The 25100-nt window shown below is 62.5% G+C and carries 24 protein-coding genes; 7 read left to right on the top strand and 17 right to left on the bottom strand.

The window, feature by feature from the left end; genetic code table 11:
• Nucleotides 1–81: 81 nt before the first annotated feature.
• The 3 genes from FJ934_RS17615 to FJ934_RS17605 form a co-directional block, all read right to left on the bottom strand.
• Nucleotides 82–987 (bottom strand): DMT family transporter, encoded by a 906-nt coding sequence (locus FJ934_RS17615; RefSeq protein WP_140610852.1) that lies wholly within the window; start codon nt 985–987, stop codon nt 82–84.
• Between the two features lie 60 nt (nt 988–1047).
• Nucleotides 1048–1935, bottom strand: a complete 888-nt coding sequence (locus FJ934_RS17610) for a DMT family transporter (protein ID WP_140610851.1) — start codon at nt 1933–1935, stop codon at nt 1048–1050.
• Between the two features lie 127 nt (nt 1936–2062).
• A complete protein-coding gene (locus FJ934_RS17605) occupies nt 2063–3574 on the bottom strand; it encodes a peptidase S10 (protein ID WP_140610850.1) in 1512 nt (503 codons plus the stop codon).
• A gap of 180 nt (nt 3575–3754) precedes the next feature.
• Here FJ934_RS17605 and FJ934_RS17600 point away from each other — a divergent pair, with 180 nt between their 5' ends.
• Nucleotides 3755–4261: an OsmC family protein gene (locus FJ934_RS17600; RefSeq protein WP_140610849.1), complete on the top strand. Its 507-nt coding sequence runs from the start codon at nt 3755–3757 to the stop codon at nt 4259–4261.
• A gap of 153 nt (nt 4262–4414) precedes the next feature.
• Here the strand turns inward: FJ934_RS17600 and FJ934_RS17595 are convergent, their stop codons facing one another.
• From FJ934_RS17595 to rpsF, 12 genes are all read right to left on the bottom strand, one after another.
• Entirely contained in the window at nt 4415–4633 is a 219-nt protein-coding gene (locus FJ934_RS17595) for a hypothetical protein (RefSeq protein ID WP_140610848.1), read from the bottom strand.
• Between the two features lie 169 nt (nt 4634–4802).
• Nucleotides 4803–5543: an SDR family NAD(P)-dependent oxidoreductase gene (locus FJ934_RS17590; protein WP_140610847.1), complete on the bottom strand. Its 741-nt coding sequence runs from the start codon at nt 5541–5543 to the stop codon at nt 4803–4805.
• Nucleotides 5544–5590: 47 nt separating this feature from the next.
• Nucleotides 5591–7060, bottom strand: coding sequence for an amidophosphoribosyltransferase (purF, locus tag FJ934_RS17585; protein ID WP_140610846.1), 1470 nt, complete (start codon nt 7058–7060; stop codon nt 5591–5593).
• A gap of 105 nt (nt 7061–7165) precedes the next feature.
• Nucleotides 7166–7840: a CvpA family protein gene (locus FJ934_RS17580; RefSeq protein ID WP_140610845.1), complete on the bottom strand. Its 675-nt coding sequence runs from the start codon at nt 7838–7840 to the stop codon at nt 7166–7168.
• 47 nt (nt 7841–7887) lie between these two features.
• The gene (gene radA / locus FJ934_RS17575; protein ID WP_140610844.1) at nt 7888–9291 is read right to left on the bottom strand and encodes a DNA repair protein RadA; all 1404 of its coding nucleotides are present in this window, start codon (nt 9289–9291) and stop codon (nt 7888–7890) included.
• A 231-nt stretch (nt 9292–9522) separates the two neighbouring features.
• Complete coding sequence (locus FJ934_RS17570) at nt 9523–11013, bottom strand: replicative DNA helicase (protein WP_140610843.1); 1491 nt, start codon at nt 11011–11013, stop codon at nt 9523–9525.
• A 220-nt stretch (nt 11014–11233) separates the two neighbouring features.
• Nucleotides 11234–12211, bottom strand: coding sequence for a small ribosomal subunit Rsm22 family protein (locus FJ934_RS17565; protein WP_140610842.1), 978 nt, complete (start codon nt 12209–12211; stop codon nt 11234–11236).
• A gap of 1 nt (nt 12212) precedes the next feature.
• Nucleotides 12213–12536 carry a YnfA family protein gene (locus tag FJ934_RS17560; protein ID WP_140610841.1) on the bottom strand — a complete coding sequence of 108 codons (324 nt, stop codon included), beginning with the start codon at nt 12534–12536 and terminating at the stop codon, nt 12213–12215.
• Between the two features lie 92 nt (nt 12537–12628).
• Nucleotides 12629–13921, bottom strand: a complete 1293-nt coding sequence (locus FJ934_RS17555; protein ID WP_140610840.1) for a cyclopropane-fatty-acyl-phospholipid synthase family protein — start codon at nt 13919–13921, stop codon at nt 12629–12631.
• Nucleotides 13922–14096: 175 nt separating this feature from the next.
• A complete protein-coding gene (gene rplI, locus FJ934_RS17550) occupies nt 14097–14681 on the bottom strand; it encodes a 50S ribosomal protein L9 (protein ID WP_056563263.1) in 585 nt (194 codons plus the stop codon).
• Nucleotides 14682–14907: 226 nt separating this feature from the next.
• Complete coding sequence (rpsR, locus tag FJ934_RS17545) at nt 14908–15156, bottom strand: 30S ribosomal protein S18 (RefSeq protein WP_006203718.1); 249 nt, start codon at nt 15154–15156, stop codon at nt 14908–14910.
• Nucleotides 15156–15656, bottom strand: a complete 501-nt coding sequence (gene rpsF, locus FJ934_RS17540) for a 30S ribosomal protein S6 (RefSeq protein WP_140610839.1) — start codon at nt 15654–15656, stop codon at nt 15156–15158. The genes rpsR and rpsF overlap by 1 nt, the downstream gene beginning before the upstream one ends.
• A gap of 220 nt (nt 15657–15876) precedes the next feature.
• On the opposite strand from rpsF, the gene FJ934_RS17535 reads away from it, so the two are divergent.
• Nucleotides 15877–17829 carry a pilus assembly protein gene (locus FJ934_RS17535; RefSeq protein WP_246671543.1) on the top strand — a complete coding sequence of 651 codons (1953 nt, stop codon included), beginning with the start codon at nt 15877–15879 and terminating at the stop codon, nt 17827–17829.
• Between the two features lie 35 nt (nt 17830–17864).
• Here FJ934_RS17535 and FJ934_RS17530 read toward each other — a convergent pair whose 3' ends face one another.
• A complete protein-coding gene (locus FJ934_RS17530) occupies nt 17865–19793 on the bottom strand; it encodes an LTA synthase family protein (protein WP_246671542.1) in 1929 nt (642 codons plus the stop codon).
• 278 nt (nt 19794–20071) lie between these two features.
• Between FJ934_RS17530 and fabD the strand changes: the two genes are divergently transcribed.
• From fabD to fabF, 4 genes are all read left to right on the top strand, one after another.
• Complete coding sequence (gene fabD / locus FJ934_RS17525) at nt 20072–21019, top strand: ACP S-malonyltransferase (protein ID WP_140610838.1); 948 nt, start codon at nt 20072–20074, stop codon at nt 21017–21019.
• Nucleotides 21020–21076: 57 nt separating this feature from the next.
• Nucleotides 21077–21814, top strand: a complete 738-nt coding sequence (gene fabG, locus FJ934_RS17520; protein WP_140610837.1) for a 3-oxoacyl-[acyl-carrier-protein] reductase — start codon at nt 21077–21079, stop codon at nt 21812–21814.
• Between the two features lie 243 nt (nt 21815–22057).
• Nucleotides 22058–22294 (top strand): acyl carrier protein, encoded by a 237-nt coding sequence (locus tag FJ934_RS17515; RefSeq protein ID WP_006203723.1) that lies wholly within the window; start codon nt 22058–22060, stop codon nt 22292–22294.
• A gap of 34 nt (nt 22295–22328) precedes the next feature.
• A complete protein-coding gene (fabF, locus tag FJ934_RS17510; RefSeq protein WP_140610836.1) occupies nt 22329–23591 on the top strand; it encodes a beta-ketoacyl-ACP synthase II in 1263 nt (420 codons plus the stop codon).
• Here fabF and FJ934_RS28435 read toward each other — a convergent pair.
• Nucleotides 23579–23863 carry a hypothetical protein gene (locus tag FJ934_RS28435; RefSeq protein ID WP_226890587.1) on the bottom strand — a complete coding sequence of 95 codons (285 nt, stop codon included), beginning with the start codon at nt 23861–23863 and terminating at the stop codon, nt 23579–23581. The two genes, fabF and FJ934_RS28435, sit on opposite strands and share 13 nt — an antisense overlap.
• Here FJ934_RS28435 and mltG point away from each other — a divergent pair.
• Complete coding sequence (mltG, locus tag FJ934_RS17505; RefSeq protein WP_246671541.1) at nt 23850–24983, top strand: endolytic transglycosylase MltG; 1134 nt, start codon at nt 23850–23852, stop codon at nt 24981–24983. The genes FJ934_RS28435 and mltG overlap by 14 nt on opposite strands.
• The last annotated feature ends 117 nt before the right edge of the window (nt 24984–25100 follow it).

Raw genomic sequence — 25100 nt, 5'->3', positions numbered from 1 at the left:
GGTTTGGGGGGACTTGGGGGGGTGGCCCGTCGCACCAACAATGTCTGAGTCCGGTAATGGTTCCGTGACCGTGTCACTTTTTTAAGAAATATTTGACGCGACCTGTTGGGAGCGGGCCGCCAGCCAGTCGCGGCCAGCATGGGCGAACACCGCGCAGAGCACGATGGCACCGCCGATCATGCTGGCCATCGGTGGGATCTCGGCCAGGAACAGGAAGGCAAACAGGATCGCGAACGGCACTTCCGCCGAGCCGAGCAGGCCGGATTCAGGCGCCGGGATAAGCCGTGCGCCCTCCGTCCACAGGATGGAAGCCAATGCGAAGGAAGCGCCGAACGTTACAAGCAGAACGGCGTCCCTTGCAGAGACGGCCAGGGGATCGGTGACAAACCAGCCGAGCATGAACAACAGGAAGGCCGAAACCGCGCCGGCCCACACCACGGGTGTGTCGCGGAAGGCGCGCACCATGATCATGTAGAGCGCGCTGCCGATCGTCATCAGCAGCGCCAGCCCGTCGCCGAACAGCTTTCCGGTGCCGAACCCCGACCAGACCATGATAGCCACGCCGCATAACGAGACGGCGGCCGCGACCATCGTCTGCAGGCGGAAAGGTTCGCGTACCAGTACCCAGGCCAGCAGGGCGGCAATGAAAGGCGACGTCGTATAGATGACCGCGACATTGGCGACGAAAGTGAACTTGAAGGCGGAAATGAAGGCGATGCTGGCGAGCGCGCCTTCCACCGCCAGCAGCCAGCCGCGCCAGCCAAGCCGCAGTGTTTCACGGCTGCCCGAGCGGTTGCGGCGCCACAGCACATAGAGGCTGATCAGGATCGAGCCGACAAAGCCGCGCCAGCAGGTGATCGTCAGCGGATCGGCATGGATCGACTTGGTCAGCACACCGGTCAGACCGAACACGGCAGCCGATGACGACACCAATATGATGCCAAGCGTGCGTTCGGTGGTCTCGGTCGTAGCCGCCATGTCAGTCATGCCGCCAGCCTATCTCGCCATGTCCTGCCATCGTCATGTCAGCAGTGAAGGCCATCCACATCACAACCGCTTGCGGAAATGCTCGCCGCCCACGATCAGCAGGCCGGCGGCGACGATAAGGGCGGCGCCCAGGAAAACCTCGCGGCGCGGCACGTCGCCCCAGATCGCGAAGCCGAGCGCGAACGCCCACAACAGCGAACTATATTCGAGTGGGGCGAGGATCGATGCCGGCGTGCGTTTCATGCCTTCGAAGAGAAGATATTGCGCCAGGCCGCCGAGCGCGCCGACGCTGGCAAGAAGCAGCAACTGAGGCAGGTCCGGCGCATGCCACCACAACAGAGCCGGCGCCGCCGAAAACACCAGGAAATAGAAATTGTTGAGAAGGAGCTGGACCATCGAGCGTTCGGCAAGCGCCGTCTTGCGCAGGAGTACGATGGCGATGGCCCATAGGAGAGCCGCCGCCAGTACCAGCAGCACCGGAACGGACAGACCGAGATGGGTGGGGTCGCAAGCGACGAAGACGCCGGCAAAGCCGATCAATACCGCCAGCCAGCGCAGCAACGGCACCATTTCGCCGAGCAAGAACACCGAAAGCACGGTGACGATGATCGGGGCCGTGTAGTAGACAGTGGTCAGTTCGGCGAGCTGCAGGCTGCGGGCGGCATTATAATAACAAAGCCAGGCGGCGAGCGTGAAGGCACTGCGCACCAGCATTGGCCGTACGATCGGCGAGCGCACCGTGTCGGCAAACAGCGCCCGCCCGCCGATCACCGCGCAAGCGCCGAGAACGGTGATGCTGCGGAAGAACATGATCTGCCAGACCGTCAGGCCGGTGACCAGCAGCTTGATCGAGGCGTCCTGCGTCGAAAACAGCAAGTAGGCGGCGCCGGTCAAAAGGATTCCGCCGAGAACCCTTTCGCGTGTTTCGAGAATAGCGATATCGGCCATGCGGCGTCGGACTGCTTGCGTGATGGCGGTTCCTGCCCCGTCGGCTCCGCTGCCATCAGCTATACGGGGGAAAGCCTGCGCGGCGCTATTCCAGCGCCAGGCATGCGTTGGGGCAGCGCCAACGCGCTCACTGCGTGGCTTGATAGAGTTCCGAGGCCGCATCCTTCAGCGCCCGCCGGCCGTCCGGGCGCAAGTACATCATGTGCCCACCTTCGACAACATCGAGGCGAATGGGCTTGGTATCGGCAAGTGAGGGCAGCTGGCTTACCAGATAGCGTGAGGCCAGATAGGGTGTGACCAGGTCGGTATAGCCGTTGACGATCACGATGCCCAGCGATGGGTTGAGCGCCCGCGCTCGCTGCAGATCGGTCATCACACCGGCATACCCCTGCCGCGAGGTGCCGTAATCCCAACTGCGGGTGATCTCCCCGTTGAGCAGCCGATAGCTGACGTCGGTGCGGAAATTCAGCTCGTCGCGGACATAGCCGACGAAAGCCGAAGTCAGCGCCGGCACGCTGCGGTCGAGCACCGGATCGGGGCCAGCAATGCGAGCATTCTCGGGCGCGATGTCGGCCGTGCCGATCATGGCGTCATAGGGACTGAGCACTTTACCTCTGGCGCGGGCAAACTCCCTTGCGAACAGGTCGGTCGGGATGCGCGCAAAATTCCGCTGCACGACATCGAGCGGCAGCCCGGTGATTTCCGCCACACGCTTGCTCGCAACTCGCCCGCCTTCCTCCAGTCCGCTCGCAATCGCGGTGAGATAGTCGCCCAATGCATATCGCTCGATCTCGGCGAGCTTGGCCCGCAGCGCCTCGCCGGCAACGCCGTCGGCACTCAGCCGTGCCGCCGCCAGCGAAGGCAGTTCGAGCGCCCAATGCAGCGGCTCGAACTGGTCGGGCAGCACCAGCATGAATTCCAGCGCCGGCGAGATCAGCACGATGCCGCTCGGGCCGACACCGATGTCTTCCTGCAGGGTCCGTGCCAGCAGTGCCGCCCGGAACCCGCCATAACTTTCCCCGGCGAGGAACAGCGGCGATCCCGTGCGGCCGTTCTGCGCGAGATACAGCCGGATGAAAGCGCCCATCGAACTGGCATCCTGATTGACACCCCAGAAATCATGCGTGTCCTGGCCCGGTGCTTCACGGCTGTAGCCGGTTCCGACCGGATCGACGAAGACGAGGTCGGTCATGTCGAGCCAACTGTCCGGATTGTCGATCAGCTTTTGCGGCGGGGGCAGGAATTCGCCACCGGCGCCGGTTGCGATTATGCGCGGGCCGAGCGCGCCGATATGCAGATAAGCGGAAGCTGCTCCCGGGCCGCCATTGAACACGAAAGTGATGGGGCGTCTTGGCTCCTTTACCGGGGTCGCCGGCGGCTGCAACACATAGGCGACATAGAACATCTCCGCCGTGACGTCGCCCTTGCCGGAACGCAGCGACAGCGTGCCGGCCTTTGCCTGATAGTCGAGCTTGCGTCCGGCTAGCGTGATCGAATGATTGGTAGTCTGCGGCTGCGGCAGCAGCGACAGCACCCCGCCTGTGGGTACCGGCCGCTCGGTGGTCTCGGCAAGCACGGGCTGCGCAATGGCGGCAAGCATCAAAACGATGAGAGGGACCGGTTTCAGTTTGAGCGGCATGGTGCCTCCGCGAGAACGACTGCCGCATAGGTATGGCTGGGGCGGTCGAAGTCAAAGGAAACGTCGAGTCAGTGGTTCGGCACAATTACCGCCGCGTTCCTTCGCCAGCATGTCCCAGGATTTGCACATGCCTCGCAAGACAATGCTATCAACGCGAAAAGACCCCGAAAGGAATGGAAAATGGACGCCACCGCACTCAAAGCCATGCAGGCACCGCTCAAGGAGGTCTACCGCGACGATGCTTCGCGTGCGTTGATCACGCTGAAGGCCCGGGGCAGCCTCGACGACCAGTCGATCGCCTGCAAGGTGGAGACGGGCAGGGCGCTGGCAATCGCCGGCCTGCATCCGGCAACGGGAGGCTCAGGGCTTGAGCTCTGCTCCGGCGACATGCTGCTCGAAGCCCTGGTGGCCTGCGCCGGGGTAACGCTGAAGGCGGTGGCGACGGCGCTCGAGTTCAAGCTCGGCACCGCCACGGTGGAAGCCGAAGGGGATCTTGATTTTCGCGGCACGCTCGGTGTCGCCAAGGACGCACCGGTCGGTTTTCGTGCCATCCGGCTCAATTTCAATCTCGACACGAATGAAACGCAGGAGCGTATCGACTCACTGCTGAAACTGACCGAGCGCTATTGCGTGGTGTTCCAAACCATCAATCAGAAGCCGGAACTGATGGTGACGGCCCAGCGCTGATGAACCCCCATCGAGGGGGAGATGTCGCCAAGGGCGATAGAGGGGCCGGTACGTCCTGACGCGACTTCCTGATGAATAAAGGAGGCCGGCGCTTCATGCGCGGCGACCTCCTCTGGCTGCCGGCCGTCTCCACCTTAAGGGGGAGATTAAGCTTTACTGGGCTGACGGCTGTTCGGCATCGCCCTCGTCGGTGAAGGGCGAGGCACTCGGCACGCATTGGATAGACCAGCCGGTCGGTGTCGGCTGCTTCTGATATTCGGTGATGGCGGCGGTGCATTGTTCACGCTTGTCGAAGGTGCTGGGCAGCACCACCATGCCACCCTGCGGGCCGGCGATTACCAGATACCAGACCAACGCTGCGGTCGAAGCCATGGGAATTTCCTTGTTCTGCCCAGCTCGGGCGCTTGTTGTGGGAGTCGCTACGATTCTACCAACTCCGCGGAAATGACGAAAGCATGACCGCGGCGCGGCCTTTCCACCTTAAATCACAGCCGCGTGATGATCCGGCGGATTTCTGAAACCAGCGTCTTGCAGCCCTTGGTTATTCCGGCTGCTTATAAGCGACGAAGCGGTTGTGCTTGGCTTGGAAGATCAGCCCGGTTTCCTTCAACTCGGGGCTGGCCAGCGGCACGATGCGCTTGGCGATCTCTGAAGGATGCGGCAGCGTCTCCGGATCCTCACCGGGGACGGCCTGGGCTCGCATCGCGGTGCGGGTGGCGCCTGGATCGGCGGCGTTGACTCGCAACGGCAGGCTTTGCGTCTCATGCGCCCAGGAGCGCATCATGGTTTCGACCGCCGCCTTCGACGCTGCGTAAGGCGCCCAGAAGGCGCGCGCCGAATGCGCGGTATTGGAAGAAAGAATGATGGCCCTGCCGGCATCCGAGAGCCGCAGCAGAGGGTCGACCGAGCGGATCAGCCGCCAGGTCGAGGTCACGTTGATGGTTATCACCTTTTCGAAGGTCTTGGCCTCGACATGGCCGATCGGCGAGATGACGCCGAGCACGCCGGCATTGGCGACGAGGATGTCGAGCTTGCCCCAGCGCTCGTGGATGGCGCCGCCCAGCCGGTCGATGCCGGCCATGTCGGCGAGGTCGAGCGGCACCAGCGTTGCCTGGCCGCCGCCTGCCTTGATCTGATCGTCGAGCTCTTCCAGTCCGCCAACAGTGCGCGCAACCGCAATCACATGGGCACCGGCGGCCGCCAGTTCCCTGGCGATGAAATAGCCTATGCCGCGCGAGGCGCCGGTGACGACCGCGACGCGGCCGGTAAGGTCGAGGGTCATGCGATGGATTCCGGAAGTCTGGCTGGGCTGATGATGGTCCGGCAATCCTACGACCCGCTCGTCGCCAGCAGTGACAGGGTGCGCACATTGTCGTGGCCTTCGAAGTCGAGCAGGCGGGTCGGATACTGGCCGGTGAAGCAGGCATCGCAGAATTGCGGCTGCTCACTGTCGCGGCCGGCCTCGCCGACGGCGCGGTAGAGGCCGTCGATCGACAGGAAGCCGAGTGAATCGACGCGGATGAATTCAGCCATTTCCTGCACGGACATGCGCGAAGCCAGAAGCTTCGACTTCTCCGGCGTGTCGACGCCGTAGAAGCAGGAGGCGCTGGTCGGCGGCGAGGCGATGCGCATATGCACCTCCTTGGCGCCGGCGTCACGAACCATCTGCACGATCTTCTGGCTGGTGGTGCCGCGCACGATCGAATCGTCGACCAGAACCACGCGCTTGCCCTCGATCATGCGGCGGTTGGCATTATGCTTCAGCTTGACGCCCATGTGGCGGATCGAATCGCCGGGCTGGATGAAGGTGCGGCCGACATAATGGTTGCGGATGATGCCGAGTTCGAAGGGTATGCCCGCCGCCTGGCTGAAGCCGATTGCCGCCGGTGTGCCGGAATCCGGCACCGGCACGACAATGTCGGCCTCGACAGGGTTTTCCTGCGCCAGTTCGGCGCCGATGCGCTTGCGCACCTCGTAAACGTTGCGGCCTTCGACCGAAGAGTCCGGCCGGGCGAAATAGACATATTCGAAGATGCAGAAGCGGGTCTTCTGCGGCTCGAACGGAAACAGGCTTTCAATGCCCTTGGAGGTGATGACGACCATCTCGCCGGGTTTCAGGTCGCGCACGAAGCGCGCGCCGATAATGTCGAGAGCGCAGGTTTCGGAGGCAAGGATCCATGCGCCGTCGAGATCGCCCAGCACCAGCGGGCGGATACCGAGTGGATCGCGGCAGCCGATCATCTTCTTGGCTGTCATCGCCACCAGCGAAAAAGCGCCCTCGACCTGCCGTACCGCATCAATGAAGCGCGAGTTGAGATCCCGTTCCTTGCTGGTCGCCACCAGATGCAGGAGCGTCTCGGTGTCGGAAGTGGAAGAGAAGATCGCGCCTTGCTTCTGCAATGCACGCTGCACTGTCATGGCATTGGTCAAATTGCCGTTATGGGCGACGGCAAAGCCGCCATCGGCGAGTTCGGCGAAGAAGGGCTGAATGTTGCGCATGCCGGCGCCGCCGGTCGTGGCGTAGCGTGTGTGACCAATGGCCCGGTTGCCCTGCAGGCTGTCGATGACCCGTTGTTTGGTGAATGTGTCGCCGATCAGGCCAACATGGCGTTCGACATGGAACTGCGTGCCGTCATAGGAAACGATACCGGCCGCCTCCTGGCCGCGATGCTGCAGCGCGTGCAGGCCTAGCGTGACGATGGCTGCCGCGTCTTGCCGGCCGAAAATGCCGAACACGCCGCATTCGTCATGGAAATGGTCGTCGGCCTCGGCGGAAAGCACGTCGTCTGCGTCTGCCATCTTAAGCTCCGCTAAAATCGCCATATAAGGCGCTCGCGCGTCGAAAGCAACGCACTGCCTGCAGTCCTTCACATGGTCGCACGTTCTGGCGCCCCGTTTGGGGCGTCAGTTAGCAGGTGCTGCCGGCGCCGGCTTGGCCGTGTTGTCCGCCGGGCCGGCGTCATTATCGTCAGGAGCCGGCGCATTGGCGTCGTCACCTGTTGTCGGCGCATCCGCCGCTGGCGCATCCGCCGCCGGTGCATCGGGCGCAGCCGGGGTCTCGGCGCCTGTTTTCGGGCTGAACTTCTTGAGAATTGCGTTTTCGGTGTCGGCTGGCAGCAGGTTCTCGATCTTGGCGCCTATCGATTCCAGCAACGGCCGCGATTTGGCATCCGTGACCCAGGCCGGAGCCTTGGCGCCGGCCAGCCAGTTGAAGAACAAAAGTGCCACCGCCACCACCAGGATGCCGCGCGCGGCGCCATAGAGGAAGCCAAGTGTCCGGTCGAGCGCGCCGATGCGGGAATCGATGATCCAGTCGGCGAGCTTCATGGTGATGACCGAGACGACGATCAGCGCGATGATGAAGACGACGCCGGCGGAGGCCGCCATCGCGATCTTCTCATTTTCGATGTAGGGCTTCAGATAGGGCAGGACCGGTTTGTAGAAGAAGAAAGCCGCCGCTGCTGCCGCCGCCCACGAGACGACCGACAGGACCTCGCGCGAGAAGCCGCGAACCATGGCGAGCATCGCCGAGACCAGGGTGAAGCCGACGAGAATTCCGTCAAGCAGCGTAATCGGCATGTCTTTCGCCCCACTCCGATCTCTTTTTCACGGCTCGACGAGCCGCGTCACTCTTCATCGTCGGCGCGGCTGCGCCGCGAGCCGGCTATGCGCGCCACGAGGTCGGTAAGCTCGGTGGGCTGGAAAGCGCCGGCCCCGATCCCTCCAGCAAGTTCCTCGCTGCCCAAGGGCAGAACCGCGCTACCAAAACCCAGCTTTTCGGCTTCCTTGAGGCGCTGTTGCGCATGCGCAACCGGCCTCACCGCGCCCGATAGGCTGATTTCGCCGAAATAGACGCAATCGGCGGGAAGGGCAAGACCGGTGAGCGAGGAAACCAGTGCTGCGGCGACCGCGAGATCGGCCGCCGGCTCGCTGATGCGATAGCCGCCGGCGACGTTGAGATAGACGTCGTGCTGGCCGAAGCGAACGCCGCAATGCGCCTCCAGCACCGCCAGCACCATCGACAGCCGCGCCCCGTCCCAGCCGACCACCGCCCGGCGCGGCGTGCCGAGCGAGGACGGCGCGACCAGCGCCTGGATCTCGACCAGAACGGGCCTTGTGCCCTCCATGCCGGCGAAAACGGCCGCACCGGGCGATTTCGCATGCCGCTCGCCAAGGAACAGCTCCGATGGGTTGGAGACTTCGCGCAAGCCCTTGTCCGACATTTCGAAGACGCCGATCTCGTCGGTCGGTCCGAAGCGGTTCTTCACCGTGCGCAGGATGCGGTAGTGGTGGCCGCCTTCGCCCTCGAAATAGAGCACGCCGTCAACCATGTGCTCGACCACGCGCGGGCCCGCGATCTGGCCTTCCTTGGTGACATGGCCGACGAGAACGATCGCCGCACCTGTGGATTTGGCGTAACGGATCATCGCCTGGGCGGCGGCACGCACCTGGGTAACGGTGCCTGGCGCCGAATCGGCAAGATCGGTCCAAAGCGTCTGGATCGAATCGAGAATGACGAGGTCCGGGCGCTTGCCGTCCGCGATGGTGGCGAGGATGTCCTCGACATTGGTTTCCGCCGCCAACTCGACCGGGGTGGACGCGACGCCGAGGCGCTGCGCGCGAAGCCTGATCTGCGCGACGGCTTCTTCGCCTGAGACATAGACGATGCGGTGGCCTCTCGAGGCAAGAGCGGCGGCGGCCTGGGTGAGCAGCGTCGACTTGCCGATGCCGGGATCACCGCCGACCAGCAGCGCCGAACCGCGCACGAAACCGCCGCCGGTGGCGCGGTCGAGTTCGCCAATGCCCGAGACGATGCGCGGCGCATCCTCGATATCGCCGGAAAGCGTGGCCAACACCACCGCACGGCCCTTGCGGGCGTTGCGGGTGTTGGCTGGCCCCGAGCCGATACCGCCGGACGTGCCCTCCTCGACCAGCGTGTTCCACTCGCCGCAGGCATCGCATTTGCCGGCCCAGCGCTGATGCACCGATCCGCAATTCTGGCAGATGAATTGAACGCGGGATTTGGCCATCAGGCGCGGTCCGATTCGAACATCGCTGGATAGCTTGGCGGGACAGCGCTCTCCTCTGGCCAGCCGGCAATCTTCCCCTCAAGGGGGGAGATCGGATGTCGCGACGGCTTTCGCCTATCGTCATCGTTGCAAGGTGAGCGACAGAATCGAAATTGCCGATCTCCCCCCTTGAGGGGGAGATGTCCGGCAGGACAGAGGGGGGCGCGAAGGAATGAGACCTTTCTCAAGAAGCTACTCGAACCTCTCCGCAATATGATGCTCCTCGGCGAGGTCGGAGAAGCGTGTGAATTCACCGTGGAAGGCCAGCGTGACCGTGCCCGTCGGCCCGTGGCGCTGCTTGGCGACGATGACCTCGGCCTTGCCGCGCATCTCGTTCATCTCGTTTTCCCACTTGACGTATTCCTCGGTGCCAAGCTTCGGCTCGCGGTTCTTGAGATAGTATTCTTCGCGGTACACGAAGATCACGACGTCGGCGTCCTGCTCGATCGAACCGGATTCGCGCAAGTCCGAGAGCTGCGGGCGCTTGTCGTCGCGGCTTTCGACCTGACGCGACAGCTGTGAGAGCGCGATGATCGGCACGGTCAGCTCTTTTGCCAAGGCCTTCAGGCCCGTGGTGATCTCGGTGATTTCCTGGACGCGGTTCTGCGATGCCTTGGCGCTGGACCCTTGCATCAGCTGGATATAGTCGATGACGATGAGGTCGAGGCCGCGCTGGCGCTTCAGGCGGCGCGCGCGGGCAGACAATTGCGCGATCGAGATGCCGCCGGTCTGGTCGATGAAAAGGGGAATCTTCTGCATGGTCTGCGAACAGGCGACCAGCTTTTCGAAGTCCATTTCACTGATTTCGCCGCGGCGGATCTTCGACGAAGAGATTTCCGTCTGTTCGGAAATGATACGTGTTGCGAGCTGTTCGGACGACATTTCGAGCGAGAAGAACCCGACGACGCCGCCATTGGCCGCCTTGAACGAGCCGTCGGCCTGTTGTGCCGGCACATAGGCCTCGGCGACATTGAAGGCGATGTTGGTGGCGAGCGACGTCTTACCCATGCCCGGACGGCCGGCAAGGACGATCAGGTCGGAGGGTTGCAGGCCGCCCATGCGGCGGTCGAGGTCGCGCATGCCGGTGGCCAGGCCCGACAGACCGCCGTCGCGCATATAGGCTGCGTTCGCCATGTCGACGGCGGTCTTGACCGCGTCGGTGAAGCTCTCGAAGCCGCCATCATAGCGTCCGGTTTCGGCCAGTTCGAACAGGCGGCGTTCGGCGTCCTCGATCTGCTCGGAAGGCGACATGTCGACCGGCGCGTCATAAGCGATGTTGACCATATCCTCGCCGACGGTGATCAGCGCGCGGCGCGTCGCCAGATCATAGATGGCGCGGCCGTAGTCGGTGGCGTTGACGACGGTGACGGCTTCCACCGCCAGCCGCACGACATATTGCGCCACCGTCATGTCACCGACTTTCTCGTCGGCCGGCAGAAAGGTCTTCAAGGTGATCGGCGTCGCCACCTTGCCCATGCGGATGAGCTCAGCCGCGACTTCAAAGATCCTGCGATGCAGGGGCTCGTAGAAATGGCTCGGTTTCAGGAAGTCGGAGACACGGTAGAAGGCATCGTTATTGACGAGAATCGCGCCGAGCAGCGCCTGCTCCGCCTCAATGTTGTTCGGCGCCTCGCGATAAAGCGGTTGCTCCGCCACGCCGAATTTTCGCGCTGCCTCTGCCATGATACCCCCGATTTCGATCCCGGCCTTTCGATATCAGAACGAGGCGAAACCATGCTGACCTTTCTGCATCACCGTACGACCAAACGGCCCCGATGCCCCGTTTGTTCACAGGGACGGCAAACCGTCCACAGGACAGTGTTCCTGTATCCCGATTCCAGTTGACTCGGCGGGCTTCGATTCTTATGCGAGGCCATGGAACGAAGCAAGAACAATCGGCCACTTAAGTGGTGCCGGGTTCCATGGCATCGCCCCAGTCCAGGCGCCTGGCCAGCCTGAACACGTCCCCATCCCGCTTCGTAAACAGCTTTTCGCCCGCGCCTCCGTCCGGCTCGCAAAGTTTCAGCGACACCTTGCCGGAGCCGGATTTCGGCGGCGCAATCACACGCGCCGCTCGATAGGCGGCCGGCTGACGCGACGCGGCGACAAAAATGAATTTCTCGTCTTCCCACGGCACCTCGGCGTCCTTGGCCAGCCGGTGCAGGCGCGAGCGGGCGACGCGGCGGGAAAAGTGGCACCAGTCGGGCGGGCTGAGCGGGCAGGGTGCCTGGTGCGGACAAGGCGCCAGCAGATGCGCGCCGTCCGCGATCAATTGCGTGCGCACTGTCAGAATTCGCTGCCAGCCCGCCGGCGTGCCCGGTTCGACGATCAGCAATGTGTCTTTCGTGAGCTGCCATAGCCGGTCGACCATTTTGGGCAGGGATGCCGGCACGATCTCGTCCAGCACATAGGCGCATGTGACGAGGTCTGCCGACTCAACGTCACCAAGGTCGATCGTGACGTCACCGGCCTGCCAGACGGTTCGGGCGGCAATCGCATCGGCGGCGAGCATCTCGCCGACCTTGCGCACCGCGGCACTTGCTTCCAACAGCACGGCCTGTTCGAGATCAGGCCAGAGATCGCTGGTGGCCCAAAGCACCGTACCAGGGCCAGCGCCAACATCGAGCAAGGTTTTCGGCATGAAATCCGGCCGGGCCTCATTCAAAGCGCCAAGGCTGGCGCGGACCGCGGCATAAGTCGCCGGCAGCCGCGCCGCCAGATAAGCCTTGACCGCCATGTCCTGAGCCATGTGCAGACGGCCGTCGCGAAGTTCGGCCCGGTAGCGGTCCGACAGGGTTTTCGCCGCCTGCTTCAGCTCCGGCAGCGGAACCCTTTCCAGGATACGATCGACAGCTTGTCGAAGAGATGCTGGCAATTCCACGCTATGCCCCTCGCGGTGCGAGCAGGATAACCGAAGCTCCGACGATGCAAAGCGCGGCACCGGCAAGATCCCAGCGGTCGGGCCGTACGTCTTCCACCAGCCACAGCCAGGCCAACGAGGCAATGATATAGATTCCGCCATAAGCGGCATAGGCGCGGCCAGCGGCATTGGTGTCGACCAGCGCCAGAAGCCAGGCGAACAGAAGGAGCGCGACGAAGCCTGGCGCCAGCCACAGCGGCGACCTTTCCAGCCGCCACCAGGCCCATACCGAAAAGCAGCCGGCAATCTCGGCCAGTGCTGCGGCGGCATAGATGAGATAGGTCATGAAAAAGGCCTCGCGACGATTCACGAGGCCTTTTTCAGGGCCGGGGCCAGGAATGGCAAGCGCCAATGGCGAACCGCGTGCCGATGGTATGCCTACTCCGCCACCTTGCGACGACGGGCGGGCTTGGCGGGCTTTTCGACAGGAGCCGCCTCGCGGTGGCCCATGTCACGCATTTCCAGCGCCTTTTCGCATTTGGCCATGTAGTCGCGGGTCATCGGCAGCGTGTCGTTCTTCTTGGCGATCTGGAACTGGAAAATTACCAGGTCCTGCCAGCGGAACGCGGCTTCCGAGGCGGCGAGATAAAATTCCCACATGCGGCAGAAGCGTTCGTCATAGATCGCCCTGGCCTTGTCGCGGTTGGCGGCGAAGCGCTGGCCCCAGTGCTTCAGCGTATCGGCATAGTGGAGCCGCAGGATCTCGACGTCCGTGACCACGAGGCCGGACCTCTCGATCGCCGGGAGCACTTCCGACATTGCCGGTATGTAGCCGCCCGGGAAAATATACTTGCGGATGAAGGCGCTGGTCGCCCACGGCACGCCGGAGCGGCCGATCGTGTGCAGAAGCATCACGCCATCGGGCTTCAGCAAGGTTGCCGCCTTGTCGAAGAAGGTCCGGAAGTGGTTGACGCCGACATGCTCGAACATGCCGACCGAGACGATGCGGTCGAAGCGTTCGTTAAGCTCGCGATAATCCTTCAGCTCGAAATGGACGTGGTTCTCCAGCCCTTGCGCGTGCGCACGGTCGGTGGCGACGCCATGCTGTTCCGTCGACAGCGTCACGCCCTGCACGTCGACGTCGAACGCCTTGGCGAGATAGAGGCCGAGCCCGCCCCAGCCGGAGCCGATGTCGAGCACGGTCTGGCCGGCCTTCAGTCTGAGCTTTGCGGCGATATGCCGTTTCTTGGACGCCTGGGCCTCGTCCAGCGTCATGTCCGGCTGCTCGAAATAGGCGCAGGAATACTGCATGTCCTCGTCGAGGAAGAGCCGATAGAGCTCGCCCGAAAGATCATAGTGGCGCTGCACGTTGCGGCGCGAGCGCGAGGTGGTGTTGATCTGCTGCAGCCGGCGGAAGGCGTGGCGCAGGCCCTCGATGGCTTTCGACCAGGTCGCGTCGATGCCGCCGCTGCCCATGTTCTGGAAGGCAATGCGCATCAATCCAAGTACACCGCCCTCGAGAATGTCGAGCTCGCCGTCCATGTAGGATTCAGGCACCGCCAGCATCGGATCGAAAGTGATGGCGCGTTCGGCATGCCTGGTCTTGATGTGCATGTGCACCGGCTCGCCGCTGCCGTCGCCGAAGGTGAACGTCGCGCCTTTGGGCCCGGTTACCTTGAGATTGCCCGAGCGCACCAGGCGGTCGAGAATGCGCTTCAACAGAATATTCATGCTCAGATGTCCCCTCACGGTCAGACAGGCTGTCCTATTCTGCATCAATATGTAGGGTTTCGAAAAGTTCCTTTTGGCACAAAAATGCCCGGGCGAGAGGCCCGGGCATTAGTCCAGAATCGACTGGAAAGCGGCAGGGTGGTCTGAGTGCCGGTCCGGCGCCCAGACTGTCCCGTCAGGCGTTGTCTTCGCCGCCGTCGAACTCGGCGTTCGGATCGAAGAAGTTTTCCGGCCGCGCATTGTCGTTGATGTCGTCGCCATAGATGGCTTCGGCGGTGGTCAGCGTCTCGCCTTTGGCTTGGCGCTCGGCCTCGTCGGCCGTGCGGGCGATGTTGAGCGTGATCGTGACTTCGACTTCCGGATGCAGCGCGATCGCCACATTGGTGAGACCGATTGTCTTGATCGGCTGGTTGAGCTGGATCTGGTTGCGGTTGACCGTGAAGCCTTCCGCCGTCAGCAGATCGGCGATGTCGCGCGTCGACACCGAACCGTAGAGCTGACCGGTCTCGCCGGCCGAACGGACCGCGATGAAGCTCTTGCCGTCGAGCTTTTCAGCAACCTGGCTGGCTTCCGACTTGCGCTCGAGATTGCGGGCTTCGAGCTGGGCGCGCTGGCCTTCGAACTTCTTCTTGTTGGCTTCGTTGGCGCGCAGCGCCTTGCCCTGCGGCAACAGGAAATTGCGGGCAAAGCCGTCCTTTACCTTGACGGTATCGCCCATCTGGCCGAGGCGGGAAACGCGTTCGAGAAGAATGACTTCCATGGTTTTGTTCCTTTGGTTGGACGCCAATCCCCGGGATCGACGCCGAATGTCTGTGGAACAGGTCAGGAAGCTCTGGGCACGACGTGGCGCCGGTGTCGCTGTCCTGCCTGTTCAGGCAGTTAGGATATCTTTCGAAATCCAACTCGGGATTTTTGGTTCGGAACCGGTCGCGCCCGTCGCGATCGGCAGGAAAAGCGGGCGGTAAAACCGCCCGCTTGGATCGTATTTAACGGACCACGTAGGGCAGCAGGCCAAGGAAACGGGCGCGCTTGATCGCCTTGGCGAGCTCGCGCTGCTTCTTCTGGCTGACGGCGGTGATGCGCGACGGCACGATCTTGCCGCGCTCGGAGATGTAGCGCTGCAGGAGACGCACGTCCTTGTAGTCGATCTTGGGCGCGTTGGCACCGGAGAACGGGCAGGTCTTACGGCGACGGTGGAACGGGCGCCGGGTCGGGATCTGATTGATGTCGACCATTATTCTGCACCCCCTTCAAAGCCTTCGCGCGGACGGCGCGGACCACGCTCGCCACCGGCATCACCGAAGCTGCGCGGCGGACGATCGCCACGGTCGCCGCGATCGCGGTCGCCGAACGAACGTGGGCCACGATCGCCACGGTCGCGGTCGCCGAAGCTGCCGCGCTCGGAGCGCTCTTCGCGCTTCTGCATCATGGCCGAGGGACCTTCCTCATGCGCCTCGACCTTGATGGTCAGGAAACGCAGGACGTCCTCGGACAGACCCATCTGGCGCTCCATCTCGTTGAGCGCGGCCGGCGGGCAGTTCAAATCCATGAGTGTGTAGTAGGCCTTCCGGTTCTTGTTGACCCGGTAGGTGAGGGACTTCAGTCCCCAGTTCTCGACCCGGCCGACAGACCCGCCATTCGCTGCGATGACGCCCTTGTACTGTTCGACAAGCGCATCGACCTGCTGCTGCGAGAGGTCTTGCCGGGCAAGAAACACATGTTCGTAAAGAGCCATTATGTCTTTCGTGCCTTTCTTCGTTTCTCTCCCGGTTCCCGGCGGCAAAAGCCTCTGCAACTTCTCTGACCCGTGGAGCCCAACAAGGCGCGGGGAAGAAAGGAGCATGACGAGACGGTCGAGAGCGGAGACACGGGAGGCGGAAGCGCTTCTGGCTTCACACGAAGGCTTTTGATAAAACCTCCGGCCCTCCGTTCAGCCCCCAGCTGGGACCGGCAGATTGGCGGCGTCTATACAGCAATCCACTGATAAAGCAAGGGCAAGCGGCATCCCCAATGTCGCAGGGCGCTGGAAAACCAAGCGGCGGCGTCGGTATGGCCCGGCGATTTTCCAGCAACCAGCCCTTAACCACAATGTCAGGTTGTGCAGAGTTGAGCCTCGCCGTCAACGGTCGGTTCATCATGGAAGGGGCAAAAACTCGGACAACCCGCATAACAAGCGGCAAGCATTTCCGGGGGTAAGAATGCTTCTCAACAGGTTCTGGCGCTCCACGAGCGGCAATTTCACGCTATTGCTCGCCCTGGGCCTGCCGGCCATCTTGTCAGCCGTGGCCTTCGCGGTCGACGTGTCCACCATCATGCGGGCCAAAAGCAACCTGCAGAATGCGCTCGACGCGGCAAATCTTGCGTCCTCGCATCTGGGCGATCTGGACATTACCCGGACCGACGCCTTCGACCGTTACTTCCAGGCCAATATTGCCGGACATGGCGAACTCACCAACGCACAGGCGACGCTGACCGTCGACAGAGGCGTCAATTTCATCGAGACAAAGGCTGTCGCCTCGGCGGACGTCAATCTGAACTTCGCTTTCCTGTTTGGCCGGAACAAGCACATCGTGGTCGATGCCTCGGCCGTCGAATCGAACAACCAGCTCGAGGTTGTGCTGGTGCTGGACAATACCGGCTCGATGGCCGGCGCCAAAATTGCTGCCCTGAAGACAGCGACGGACAATCTGCTCAAATATCTGGAAACGGCACAATCACCAACACGCAAGGTCCGTGCGGCACTGGTTCCGTTCGTCACGGCCGTCAATGTCAATGGCGACGGCTTCGACCCATCCTGGATCGACATGGACGGCAAATCATCCACCAATGGGATCAATTTTCCCGTCATCAATGGCAAGCGTCCCAATCATATGGCGCTGTTCAGACAATTGATGAAAGACCCGGCCTCGGCCGCCAGGTTGACCGGATGGAAGGATGACAAAGGGATCGAGACGGGTTGGAAAGGCTGCGTCGAGGCGCGGCCCGGCTCCTTTAACATTTCCGATACGTCGCCTGACCCGTCTTACCCCGACACTCTGTTCGTGCCGTACTTCGCGCCGGACAGTCCAGGGAACGGCACGAAGCCTTCCGGCAGCTATTCAAACGACGCCAATTACTACAACAACTCTTTTGTCGACGACGTCCCCGACCAGACCAAGCTTGCTCAGAATGGGGGATTGAACATTCTTGGAATAGATCTGAGCGGCTTGCTTGGAAGCGACGCCAGCCCGTCGAAGAAGGATCTCGAAACAATCGCCAAGTATGTCGCACCGCAGAACACCGCCATCGCCACCGCTGCCACCACCGATCCGAATGCCTTGCAATTGACGGTGGGGCCAAACCGGTCCTGTCCCTCGCCGGTCGTTCCGTTGACGGAAGATTTTACGAAGCTCCGCAAGGAGGCCGCCAAGATGCTTGCCTGGGCCGGGTCGGGCACCAATGTTGCCGAGGGCCTCGCTTGGGGCCAGCGGGTGTTGTCGCCGACGGCGCCATACACTGAGGGAACGCCGTGGAAGACGCCTGGGGTGAGCAAAATCGTCATGCTGCTCACTGACGGTGAGAACGTGGTCTATGGCGCCAGCAAAGAGACGACCAAGTCGGACTATACCTCCTATGGTTATCTCGCGGGTTCAGGCTATGGCGCTGCCGGTCGGCTTGGATCGGACAATCAGACGACCGCCGCGCGCAATGTGGACGGATGGACCAAGAGCGTCTGCACGCAGTTGAAAAATCAGGGCGCAGAGATCTACACCATGGTGCTGCAGTCCGACACCGCGGCCAACCGCACGCTTTACAGTGCCTGCGCCTCGGATCCTAGCGACTACTACGCAGTCAATGATCCGAACAAACTGCCAAACGTATTCGAGCAGATCGCCAGCAAGTTCTCGAAGCTGCAACTGACCAATTGAACGCTCGATCTCACTTGCTGAACGATGGCGCCGGCTCAGCTCGTATGGGCGACGACCTTGTTGACCGTCTCGGGGAAGAAGTCCGGCGCTGCGTGGCGCTTGCCGAACATCATATCGTACTGGATCAGCTGGAAATCGCGGATCGCCGGGTCGATCTCCTTCTGACGCGACCAATCGGGCGTGGCTTGGCCAGTCGGTGTCAGCAGCAGGTTGCGGTCGACGACGCGGTAGCGCTCCCGCATCTCGCCCAGGAAACCGGTGTAGTAGGGATGGGTGATGCCCGCGGCCGTCAGGATATGGTAGGGCAGGAATGCCGGGCTCACCGTGCCGAGGCCCTTTATTGGACCGGAGCGGTTCGACCAGACGACCAGCGGTGTCTCGTGATGTTCAAGGGCCGCTTCCGGCGTCGGCTCCTTGCGTGGCGCGACGTTGTCCTTGAGGAACCCGGTCTCGATATAGACCGGCCCCAACGGCGGCAGATGGTCGCCGAAAAAGGCGATGATCGTTGGCCGCTCGCGCTTCTTGGCCCATTCGATCAGCCGGTCAAGGCCACGGTCCGCATCGGCCGAACCCTCCGCATAGCTCAGCAGCGAATCGCGCGCCCACTGGCTGATCGGCGCCTGTACCGAGTGGGTCGGGTTGTTATAGCGGTTTGGCTCATAGGGGCCGTGGTTCTGCAGGCTGACGGCGAAGAAGAACACCGGATCGTCGCTGGCGTCGGCTTCGCGGATGATCTCATCCGTCATTGCCGCATCCGATGCCAGCGGTCCGCGCTTTTCCATGGGCGGCAACGTCTCTTCCGACTTGAAATCGTTGAAACCGAAATCGGCATACACCGCGCCACGGTTCCAGAACCAGTTGGTGCCTGGATGGATGGCACGCGCCCTGTAACCTTCACTCTTCAGGAAGGTCGCCATCGAAGGCGTCGGCGTGCGCACATATTGCTGGTAGGGGATGCTGCCGGCCGGCAGGAAAGCATTGGAAAAGCCGGTCAGCGCCTCGAATTCGATGTTGGCGGTCATGCCGCCGAATTCAGGCGAGAACATCGAACCCGAACGCAATCCCCGCACTGTGGGAATGGGATCCGGCGTGATGGCCACGCCAGGCAGCTTGGTTGGATCCCAGAAGGATTCGCTCATGACGACGATGATGTCGGGCTTGTCATCGGGCACCGATGCTGTCGTCCGCGGCCGCTCGATCGCCGCGATTGCCTTGTCGGAATAGCCTGAGGGTGCCGAGACATGGGCCATCGGCACGTTGAGCGCGAAGGCGAGCGCAAAGCCGTTGGAGGCATAGTTTTCCTTCTGGTCCCACATGATCGGGATGATCTGCAGCCGGTCCCGGGTCCACGAGAAGGTGGCGTAGTCCATGATCGAGACGAAGAAGGCGAGCAGAGGCACTGCCAGCGTCAGCCGCGCAAGGCGGCCTTTGCGGCTGAGAGCCGGAACCTTGCGGTGCCACAGCCGCCAACCGTGGACGAGCAGCGACAGTCCGACGACGATGCCCACGACCATGGCCAGCGCGGTCATCGGCCGTTCGCGCACCAGGAGCGGCAGCAGGGCGAAAATCTGGCGAGCGTAAAGGAAATCTGTCGGATAGAGCGGATCGCCAAGATAGTGCGATTTCTGATGACCGACAAAGGCCAGCCCCAGGGTCAACGGCGCGACAATCATCAGGCTCTGGTGACTGCGGCCGAGCAAGGCGTCGAGGCCGATCAGGATCAGGGCGAACACGACGATGGTCGTCCAGCCGGGCTTGAGCGGTTGAAGAAAGAAGGAAACAGTGCCGGCAACATCGCCACGCACGATCAACTCGATGGCGAACACCAGGACGGCGGAGATCAACAGGCTGACCAATCCGTAACGGACGACCGGCCATCTCCGGCCCGGCAAATAACCGGTGGACGGATCGTCTTCCAGGAACTGCGGCGCGGCCTCGCCGGCGCGTTTCGAATTCTTGGCCACCTTAACTTCCCCACCCAGCGACAAACGCGTCACTCGATTGTCATGAAACTGTCACGCCAAGCTAGCGCCTGTATCGGAAATAAGAAGAGCCAGCAAACGAATCGTGAGCAGTTTTCATCAGGAGTGATCGCCAAAAGTCCTTTTGGAACAGGCACTCGGCAGAAGGTTCCGACCTGAGGCTTGTTTGAAGCGGGCTTGACTTGACCGGCTGCCTTGCGTCACAGGCAAGGAAAATTCGTGTTATCAGGCAAGCAGAACAAGTCTTCGGGAGCCCTCGCATGGCCGTTGCATTCACCTTTCCGGGACAAGGCAGCCAGGCTGTCGGCATGGGCAAGGATATCGCTGATGCCTTTCCCGAGGCGCGCAGGATCTTCCAGGAGGTCGATGACGCGCTTGGCGAAAACCTGTCGAAGCTGATCTGGGAAGGTCCGGAAGAAACCTTGACGCTGACGGCCAACGCGCAGCCGGCTTTGATGGCGGTATCGCTGGCAGCGATCAGGACACTGGAATCGCGCGGTTTCTCGTTGAAAGACAAGGTCGCCTATGTCGCCGGCCATTCGCTGGGCGAATATTCGGCGCTTGCCGCCGCCGGCTTCGTTTCCGTCGCCGACGCCGCCCGGCTGCTGCGTATCCGCGGCAATGCCATGCAGGCGGCAGTTCCAGCCGGCGAGGGCGCCATGGCGGCGATCATAGGGCTGGAGCAGACCGATGTCGAAGCCGCCTGCACCGAGGCCACGCAAGGGTCCGGCAAGGTCTGCCAGATCGCCAATGACAATGGCGGTGGCCAGTTAGTTATCTCCGGTGCCAAGGCGGCGGTCGAACTGGCGGCGAAACTTTGCACCGAAAAGGGCGCCAAGCGGGCGCTGATGCTGCAGGTCTCGGCTCCCTTCCATTCGGCGCTGATGGCGCCGGCGGCAGAGATCATGCGAGACGCGCTGGCCGGAGTGACGAAGAATGCACCTTTGGTTCCTGTCGTCTCCAATGTGTCGGTGACACCGTCGAGCGATCCGGACGAGATCGCGCGGCGCCTGGTCGAGCAGGTGACCGGCCGCGTTCGCTGGCGCGAGACGGTGGAGTGGCTTGGCGCCAACAGTGTCGCCACGCTCTACGAAATTGGTGCCGGCAAGGTGCTTTCGGGCCTGGCGCGGCGTATCAACCGCGACATCGCCACCGCATCGGTCGGTTCGGCGGCTGAAGTCGAGGCAGCATTGGCCGCGCTTGCATAAAGCGCCATTTGATCCCATCCCTATAGGGGCTGTGCTCTTCTCAACCTGGAGACAAAAATGTTCGAATTGACCGACCGCAAGGCGCTCGTCACCGGTGCTTCGGGGGGGATCGGCGAGGCGATCGCCAGGGTGCTTCACGCACAAGGCGCCATCGTCGGCCTGCACGGCACGCGCGTCGAGAGGCTGGAGGCGCTGGCCGCCGAACTCGGTGACCGGGTCAAGCTGTTTCCGGCCAACCTGTCGAACCGCGACGAGGTCAAGGCGCTTGGCCAGAAAGCGGAAGCCGATCTCGAAGGCGTCGATATTCTGGTCAACAATGCCGGCATCACCAAGGATGGGCTGTTCGTGCGCATGTCGGACGCCGACTGGGACACGGTGCTCGAAGTCAACCTGACGGCCGTGTTCAGGCTTACCCGCGAACTCACCCATCCGATGATGCGCCGCCGCCACGGCCGCATCATCAACATCACTTCTGTCGTCGGCGTCACCGGCAATCCCGGTCAGACCAATTACTGTGCCTCCAAGGCCGGCATGATCGGCTTCTCCAAATCGCTGGCGCAGGAGATCGCCACCCGCAACATCACCGTCAACTGCGTCGCTCCGGGCTTCATCGAATCGGCGATGACCGACAAGCTCAACGACAAGCAGAAGGAAGCGATCATGGCGGCGATCCCGACGCGCCGTATGGGCACCAGCGCCGAAGTGGCCTCCGCTGTCGCCTATCTCGCTTCTAATGAAGCCGCTTACGTCACCGGCCAGACCATTCACGTGAATGGCGGCATGGCGATGATCTGACGAATGCCGTCCAGAAGCGCGCAAGCGGTTTTGGGACAATGACAGGCAAGGCCAGCACGCTGTGAAAACAGACCATTTCGGCTTGGACCTTGCCCATTTTTCGTGTAATGCGGCCCGCAACCCGGCGGTTCGGGCAAAAACCGGTCCGTAGCCGTTGCGTTTCCGGCAGGACCATCTTTCAACTTGATTAGCGGCATTCTGCCCGCTAACGAAGACAGACAAACAAAAGACGAGGATGCCCAAATGAGTGACACCGCAGAGCGCGTCAAGAAGATCGTCATCGAGCACCTTGGCGTCGATGCCGACAAAGTGACGGAGCAGGCGAGCTTCATCGATGATCTGGGCGCTGACAGCCTCGACACGGTTGAACTCGTCATGGCGTTCGAAGAAGAATTCGGCGTCGAGATTCCCGACGACGCAGCCGAGACCATTCTGACCGTTGGCGACGCTGTCAAGTATATCGACAAGGCTTCGGCCTGACGCATTCTGCAGTCATCACCGGGGAGGACCTGCGATGAGGCGTGTCGTCGTCACGGGCCTTGGATTGTTGTCGCCTTTTGGCATGGGCTTCGAGCACAGCTGGAAGGAACTTCTGACCGGCCGCAGCGCCGCCAGGCGCATCACCGAGTTCGAGGTGGAAGATCTTGCCTGCAAGATCGCTCACGTCATTCCGCGTGGTGACGGCAGCAATGCCACCTTCAATCCCGAGGCCGTGCTCGAGCCGAAGGAACTGCGCAAGATCGGCGACTTCATCCTGTATGGGATTGCCGCCGCCGACGAGGCGCTGAAGGATTCCGGCTGGCAACCGAAAACCCATGCCGAACAGTGCGCCACCGGCGTCCTGATCGGCTCGGGCATCGGCGGCATCGAGGGTATCGCCGAGAATGCGATAATCCTGAAGGAGCGCGGTCCGCGCCGCATCAGCCCGTTCTTCATCCCGGGTCAGATCATCAATCTCGTCTCCGGCCAGGTTTCGATCCGGCACGGGCTGAAGGGCCCGAACCATTCCGTCGTCACGGCCTGTTCGACCGGCGCGCACGCCATTGGCGATGCGGCCCGGCTGATCATGTGGGGCGATGCCGACATCATGGTCGCGGGCGGCGCCGAAGCGCCGGTGACGCGGCTGTCGATCGCCGGCTTCGCCGCATGCCGGGCACTGTCGACCGAGCGCAATGATGCCCCGCAGACGGCGTCGCGCCCGTACGATCGTGACCGCGACGGCTTCGTCATGGGCGAGGGTGCCGGTGTTGTCGTGCTGGAAGATCTCGAGCACGCCAAGGCCCGCGGCGCCAAGATTTACGCTGAGGTGACCGGCTACGGTCTCACTGGCGATGCCTATCATATCACCGCACCGGCCGAGGACGGCGACGGCGCTTTCCGTTGCATGGCCGCGGCGTTGAACAGGGCCAAGCTTACGCCCGCCGATGTCGACTACATCAACGCGCATGGCACTTCGACCATGGCCGACACGATCGAACTCGGCGCTGTCGAGCGGCTGGCCGGTAATGCCGCCTCAAAGATTTCGATGTCGTCGACCAAGTCGTCGATCGGCCATCTCCTGGGGGCGGCGGGTGCCGCTGAGGCGATATTTTCGATCCTCGCTATCAGGGACAATATCGCGCCGGCGACCATCAATCTCGACAACCCTGAGCGCGAAACGGCGATCGACCTGGTGCCCAACAAGCCTCGCTCCCGCCAGATCGACGTAGCATTGTCCAACTCCTTCGGCTTCGGCGGCACAAACGCTTCGCTCGTGTTCCAGCGCTACAATGGCTGATCGTCCGGCTGCCGGACGCCGCTTTGGCGTGCCGTCAATTTTGCCATATTCGCCTCTACTCTGCCGCAGGGGATTCGTTGAGAGATCAAACGGTAGGGCGAAATGAACACAAATCCGGCGGGCAACGGAGAATCGGGGCAGCGGCCCGCTAACACCGGGCCGATCGTACCGAAGACGGCCAGCGAGGCCTTGCGACCGGAAGCTGGAACGCCGCCGCCGAAGCGCTCGCGTGCTTCGCGCAGCCAGGTCGTCGTGTTCATGAACTTCGTCATCTCTTTGGTGATCCTGACGGTTCTGGCGGCAGGCGCGGCGCTCTACTTCGGCAAACAGGAATTCACCGAGCCCGGCCCCTCGGCCAATGGCGACACCTTCCTCGTCAAGCCGAACACGGGCGTCCAGGACATCGCCGACCAGCTTGAGCGCCGCGGCCTGATCACTGACGCCCGCGTATTCCGTCTTGGTGTGCGCGCCTTTGGCAATGATTCCGCACTCAAGGCCGGCGAATATGCGATCAAGCCCCGGGCATCCATGCGCGACATCATGGAGTTGCTGAAGAGCGGCAAGTCGGTGATGTATTCGCTGACCATTCCGGAGGGGCTGACCGTCGAGCAGGCACTGGAGCGCATTGCCGACGAACCCGCCTTGAGCGGCGTCATGCCCGCGGCCACGCCGCCGGAGGGCAGCCTTGCCACCGACACGCTGCGCTTCACGCGTGGCGCGACGCGCCAGCAGATGATCGACAAGCTGCTGGCCGATCAGAAGAAACTGGTCGATGAGGTATGGCAGCGGCGTGCGCCGGACCTGCCGCTGGCCAATGTCCAGGAATTCGTCACCCTGGCCTCGATCGTCGAGAAGGAAACCGGCAGGGGTGACGAGCGTTCGCGCGTTGCTGCCGTCTTCCTGAACCGGCTGGCCAAGGGGATGCGCCTGCAATCCGATCCGACCATCATCTATGGTCTGTTTGGCGGCAAGGGAAAGCCCGCCGACCGCCCGATCTACCAGTCCGACATCCAGAAGCTGACGCCCTACAATACTTATGCGATCAGCGGCCTGCCGCCGACACCGATCGCCAATCCGGGCCGTGCGGCACTTGAGGCCGTTGCCAATCCATCCAAGACCGACGATCTCTATTTCGTCGCCGACGGCACAGGCGGTCACGTTTTTGCCGCGACGCTTGACGAGCACAACGAGAACGTTGCCCGCTATCGTGCGTTGCAGAAGAAGCAGGCCGATGACGCGGCCAAGGCCGCCGCGGCCGCTGGTACCAGCGGCAACAATGCGGACAAGCCTGCTGACAGCAGCGGCAGCGATAAGCCTGCCGACAGCAGCGGAAATGACACCAGCGGTGGCGACAATGGCGACGCCGGCGGCGATGCGGGCGCTGCCCAGTAAGAGGAAGAAAGGCGTTGCCCCCCAGGGCGACGGCCTGACATTTGAAAGAACGCCATGCGTCTGATTTCGACGCACCCGGGCGTGATCGTTTTTACGCAGCACTTGCCCCTGTCCGGA

It is taken from the genome of Mesorhizobium sp. B2-4-12 (assembly GCF_006441575.1).
GTDB lineage: Bacteria > Pseudomonadota > Alphaproteobacteria > Rhizobiales > Rhizobiaceae > Mesorhizobium.
The sequence above is the reverse complement of the archived record's forward strand: the minus strand, read 5'-3'. Positions and strand labels throughout refer to the sequence as shown.

Excerpts from the sequence above, each read along its gene's own strand:
- rpsR (WP_006203718.1), bottom strand. The coding sequence starts at position 15,156 with ATGGTCGACATCAATCAGATCCCGACCCGGCGCCCGTTCCACCGTCGC.
- fabF (WP_140610836.1), top strand. The coding sequence starts at position 22,329 with ATGAGGCGTGTCGTCGTCACGGGCCTTGGATTGTTGTCGCCTTTTGGC.
- fabD (WP_140610838.1), top strand. The coding sequence starts at position 20,072 with ATGGCCGTTGCATTCACCTTTCCGGGACAAGGCAGCCAGGCTGTCGGC.
- FJ934_RS17610 (WP_140610851.1), bottom strand. The coding sequence starts at position 1,935 with ATGGCCGATATCGCTATTCTCGAAACACGCGAAAGGGTTCTCGGCGGA.
- FJ934_RS17605 (WP_140610850.1), bottom strand. The coding sequence starts at position 3,574 with ATGCCGCTCAAACTGAAACCGGTCCCTCTCATCGTTTTGATGCTTGCC.
- FJ934_RS17615 (WP_140610852.1), bottom strand. The coding sequence starts at position 987 with ATGACTGACATGGCGGCTACGACCGAGACCACCGAACGCACGCTTGGC.
- FJ934_RS17560 (WP_140610841.1), bottom strand. The coding sequence starts at position 12,536 with ATGACCTATCTCATCTATGCCGCCGCAGCACTGGCCGAGATTGCCGGC.
- FJ934_RS28435 (WP_226890587.1), bottom strand. The coding sequence starts at position 23,863 with ATGACGAAGTTCATGAACACGACGACCTGGCTGCGCGAAGCACGCGAG.
- mltG (WP_246671541.1), top strand. The coding sequence starts at position 23,850 with ATGAACTTCGTCATCTCTTTGGTGATCCTGACGGTTCTGGCGGCAGGC.
- purF (WP_140610846.1), bottom strand. The coding sequence starts at position 7,060 with ATGGCAGACGCAGACGACGTGCTTTCCGCCGAGGCCGACGACCATTTC.
- FJ934_RS17590 (WP_140610847.1), bottom strand. The coding sequence starts at position 5,543 with ATGACCCTCGACCTTACCGGCCGCGTCGCGGTCGTCACCGGCGCCTCG.
- FJ934_RS17570 (WP_140610843.1), bottom strand. The coding sequence starts at position 11,013 with ATGGCAGAGGCAGCGCGAAAATTCGGCGTGGCGGAGCAACCGCTTTAT.
- FJ934_RS17600 (WP_140610849.1), top strand. The coding sequence starts at position 3,755 with ATGGACGCCACCGCACTCAAAGCCATGCAGGCACCGCTCAAGGAGGTC.
- FJ934_RS17555 (WP_140610840.1), bottom strand. The coding sequence starts at position 13,921 with ATGAATATTCTGTTGAAGCGCATTCTCGACCGCCTGGTGCGCTCGGGC.
- radA (WP_140610844.1), bottom strand. The coding sequence starts at position 9,291 with ATGGCCAAATCCCGCGTTCAATTCATCTGCCAGAATTGCGGATCGGTG.
- FJ934_RS17595 (WP_140610848.1), bottom strand. The coding sequence starts at position 4,633 with ATGGCTTCGACCGCAGCGTTGGTCTGGTATCTGGTAATCGCCGGCCCG.
- rplI (WP_056563263.1), bottom strand. The coding sequence starts at position 14,681 with ATGGAAGTCATTCTTCTCGAACGCGTTTCCCGCCTCGGCCAGATGGGC.
- rpsF (WP_140610839.1), bottom strand. The coding sequence starts at position 15,656 with ATGGCTCTTTACGAACATGTGTTTCTTGCCCGGCAAGACCTCTCGCAG.
- FJ934_RS17580 (WP_140610845.1), bottom strand. The coding sequence starts at position 7,840 with ATGCCGATTACGCTGCTTGACGGAATTCTCGTCGGCTTCACCCTGGTC.
- fabG (WP_140610837.1), top strand. The coding sequence starts at position 21,077 with ATGTTCGAATTGACCGACCGCAAGGCGCTCGTCACCGGTGCTTCGGGG.
- FJ934_RS17515 (WP_006203723.1), top strand. The coding sequence starts at position 22,058 with ATGAGTGACACCGCAGAGCGCGTCAAGAAGATCGTCATCGAGCACCTT.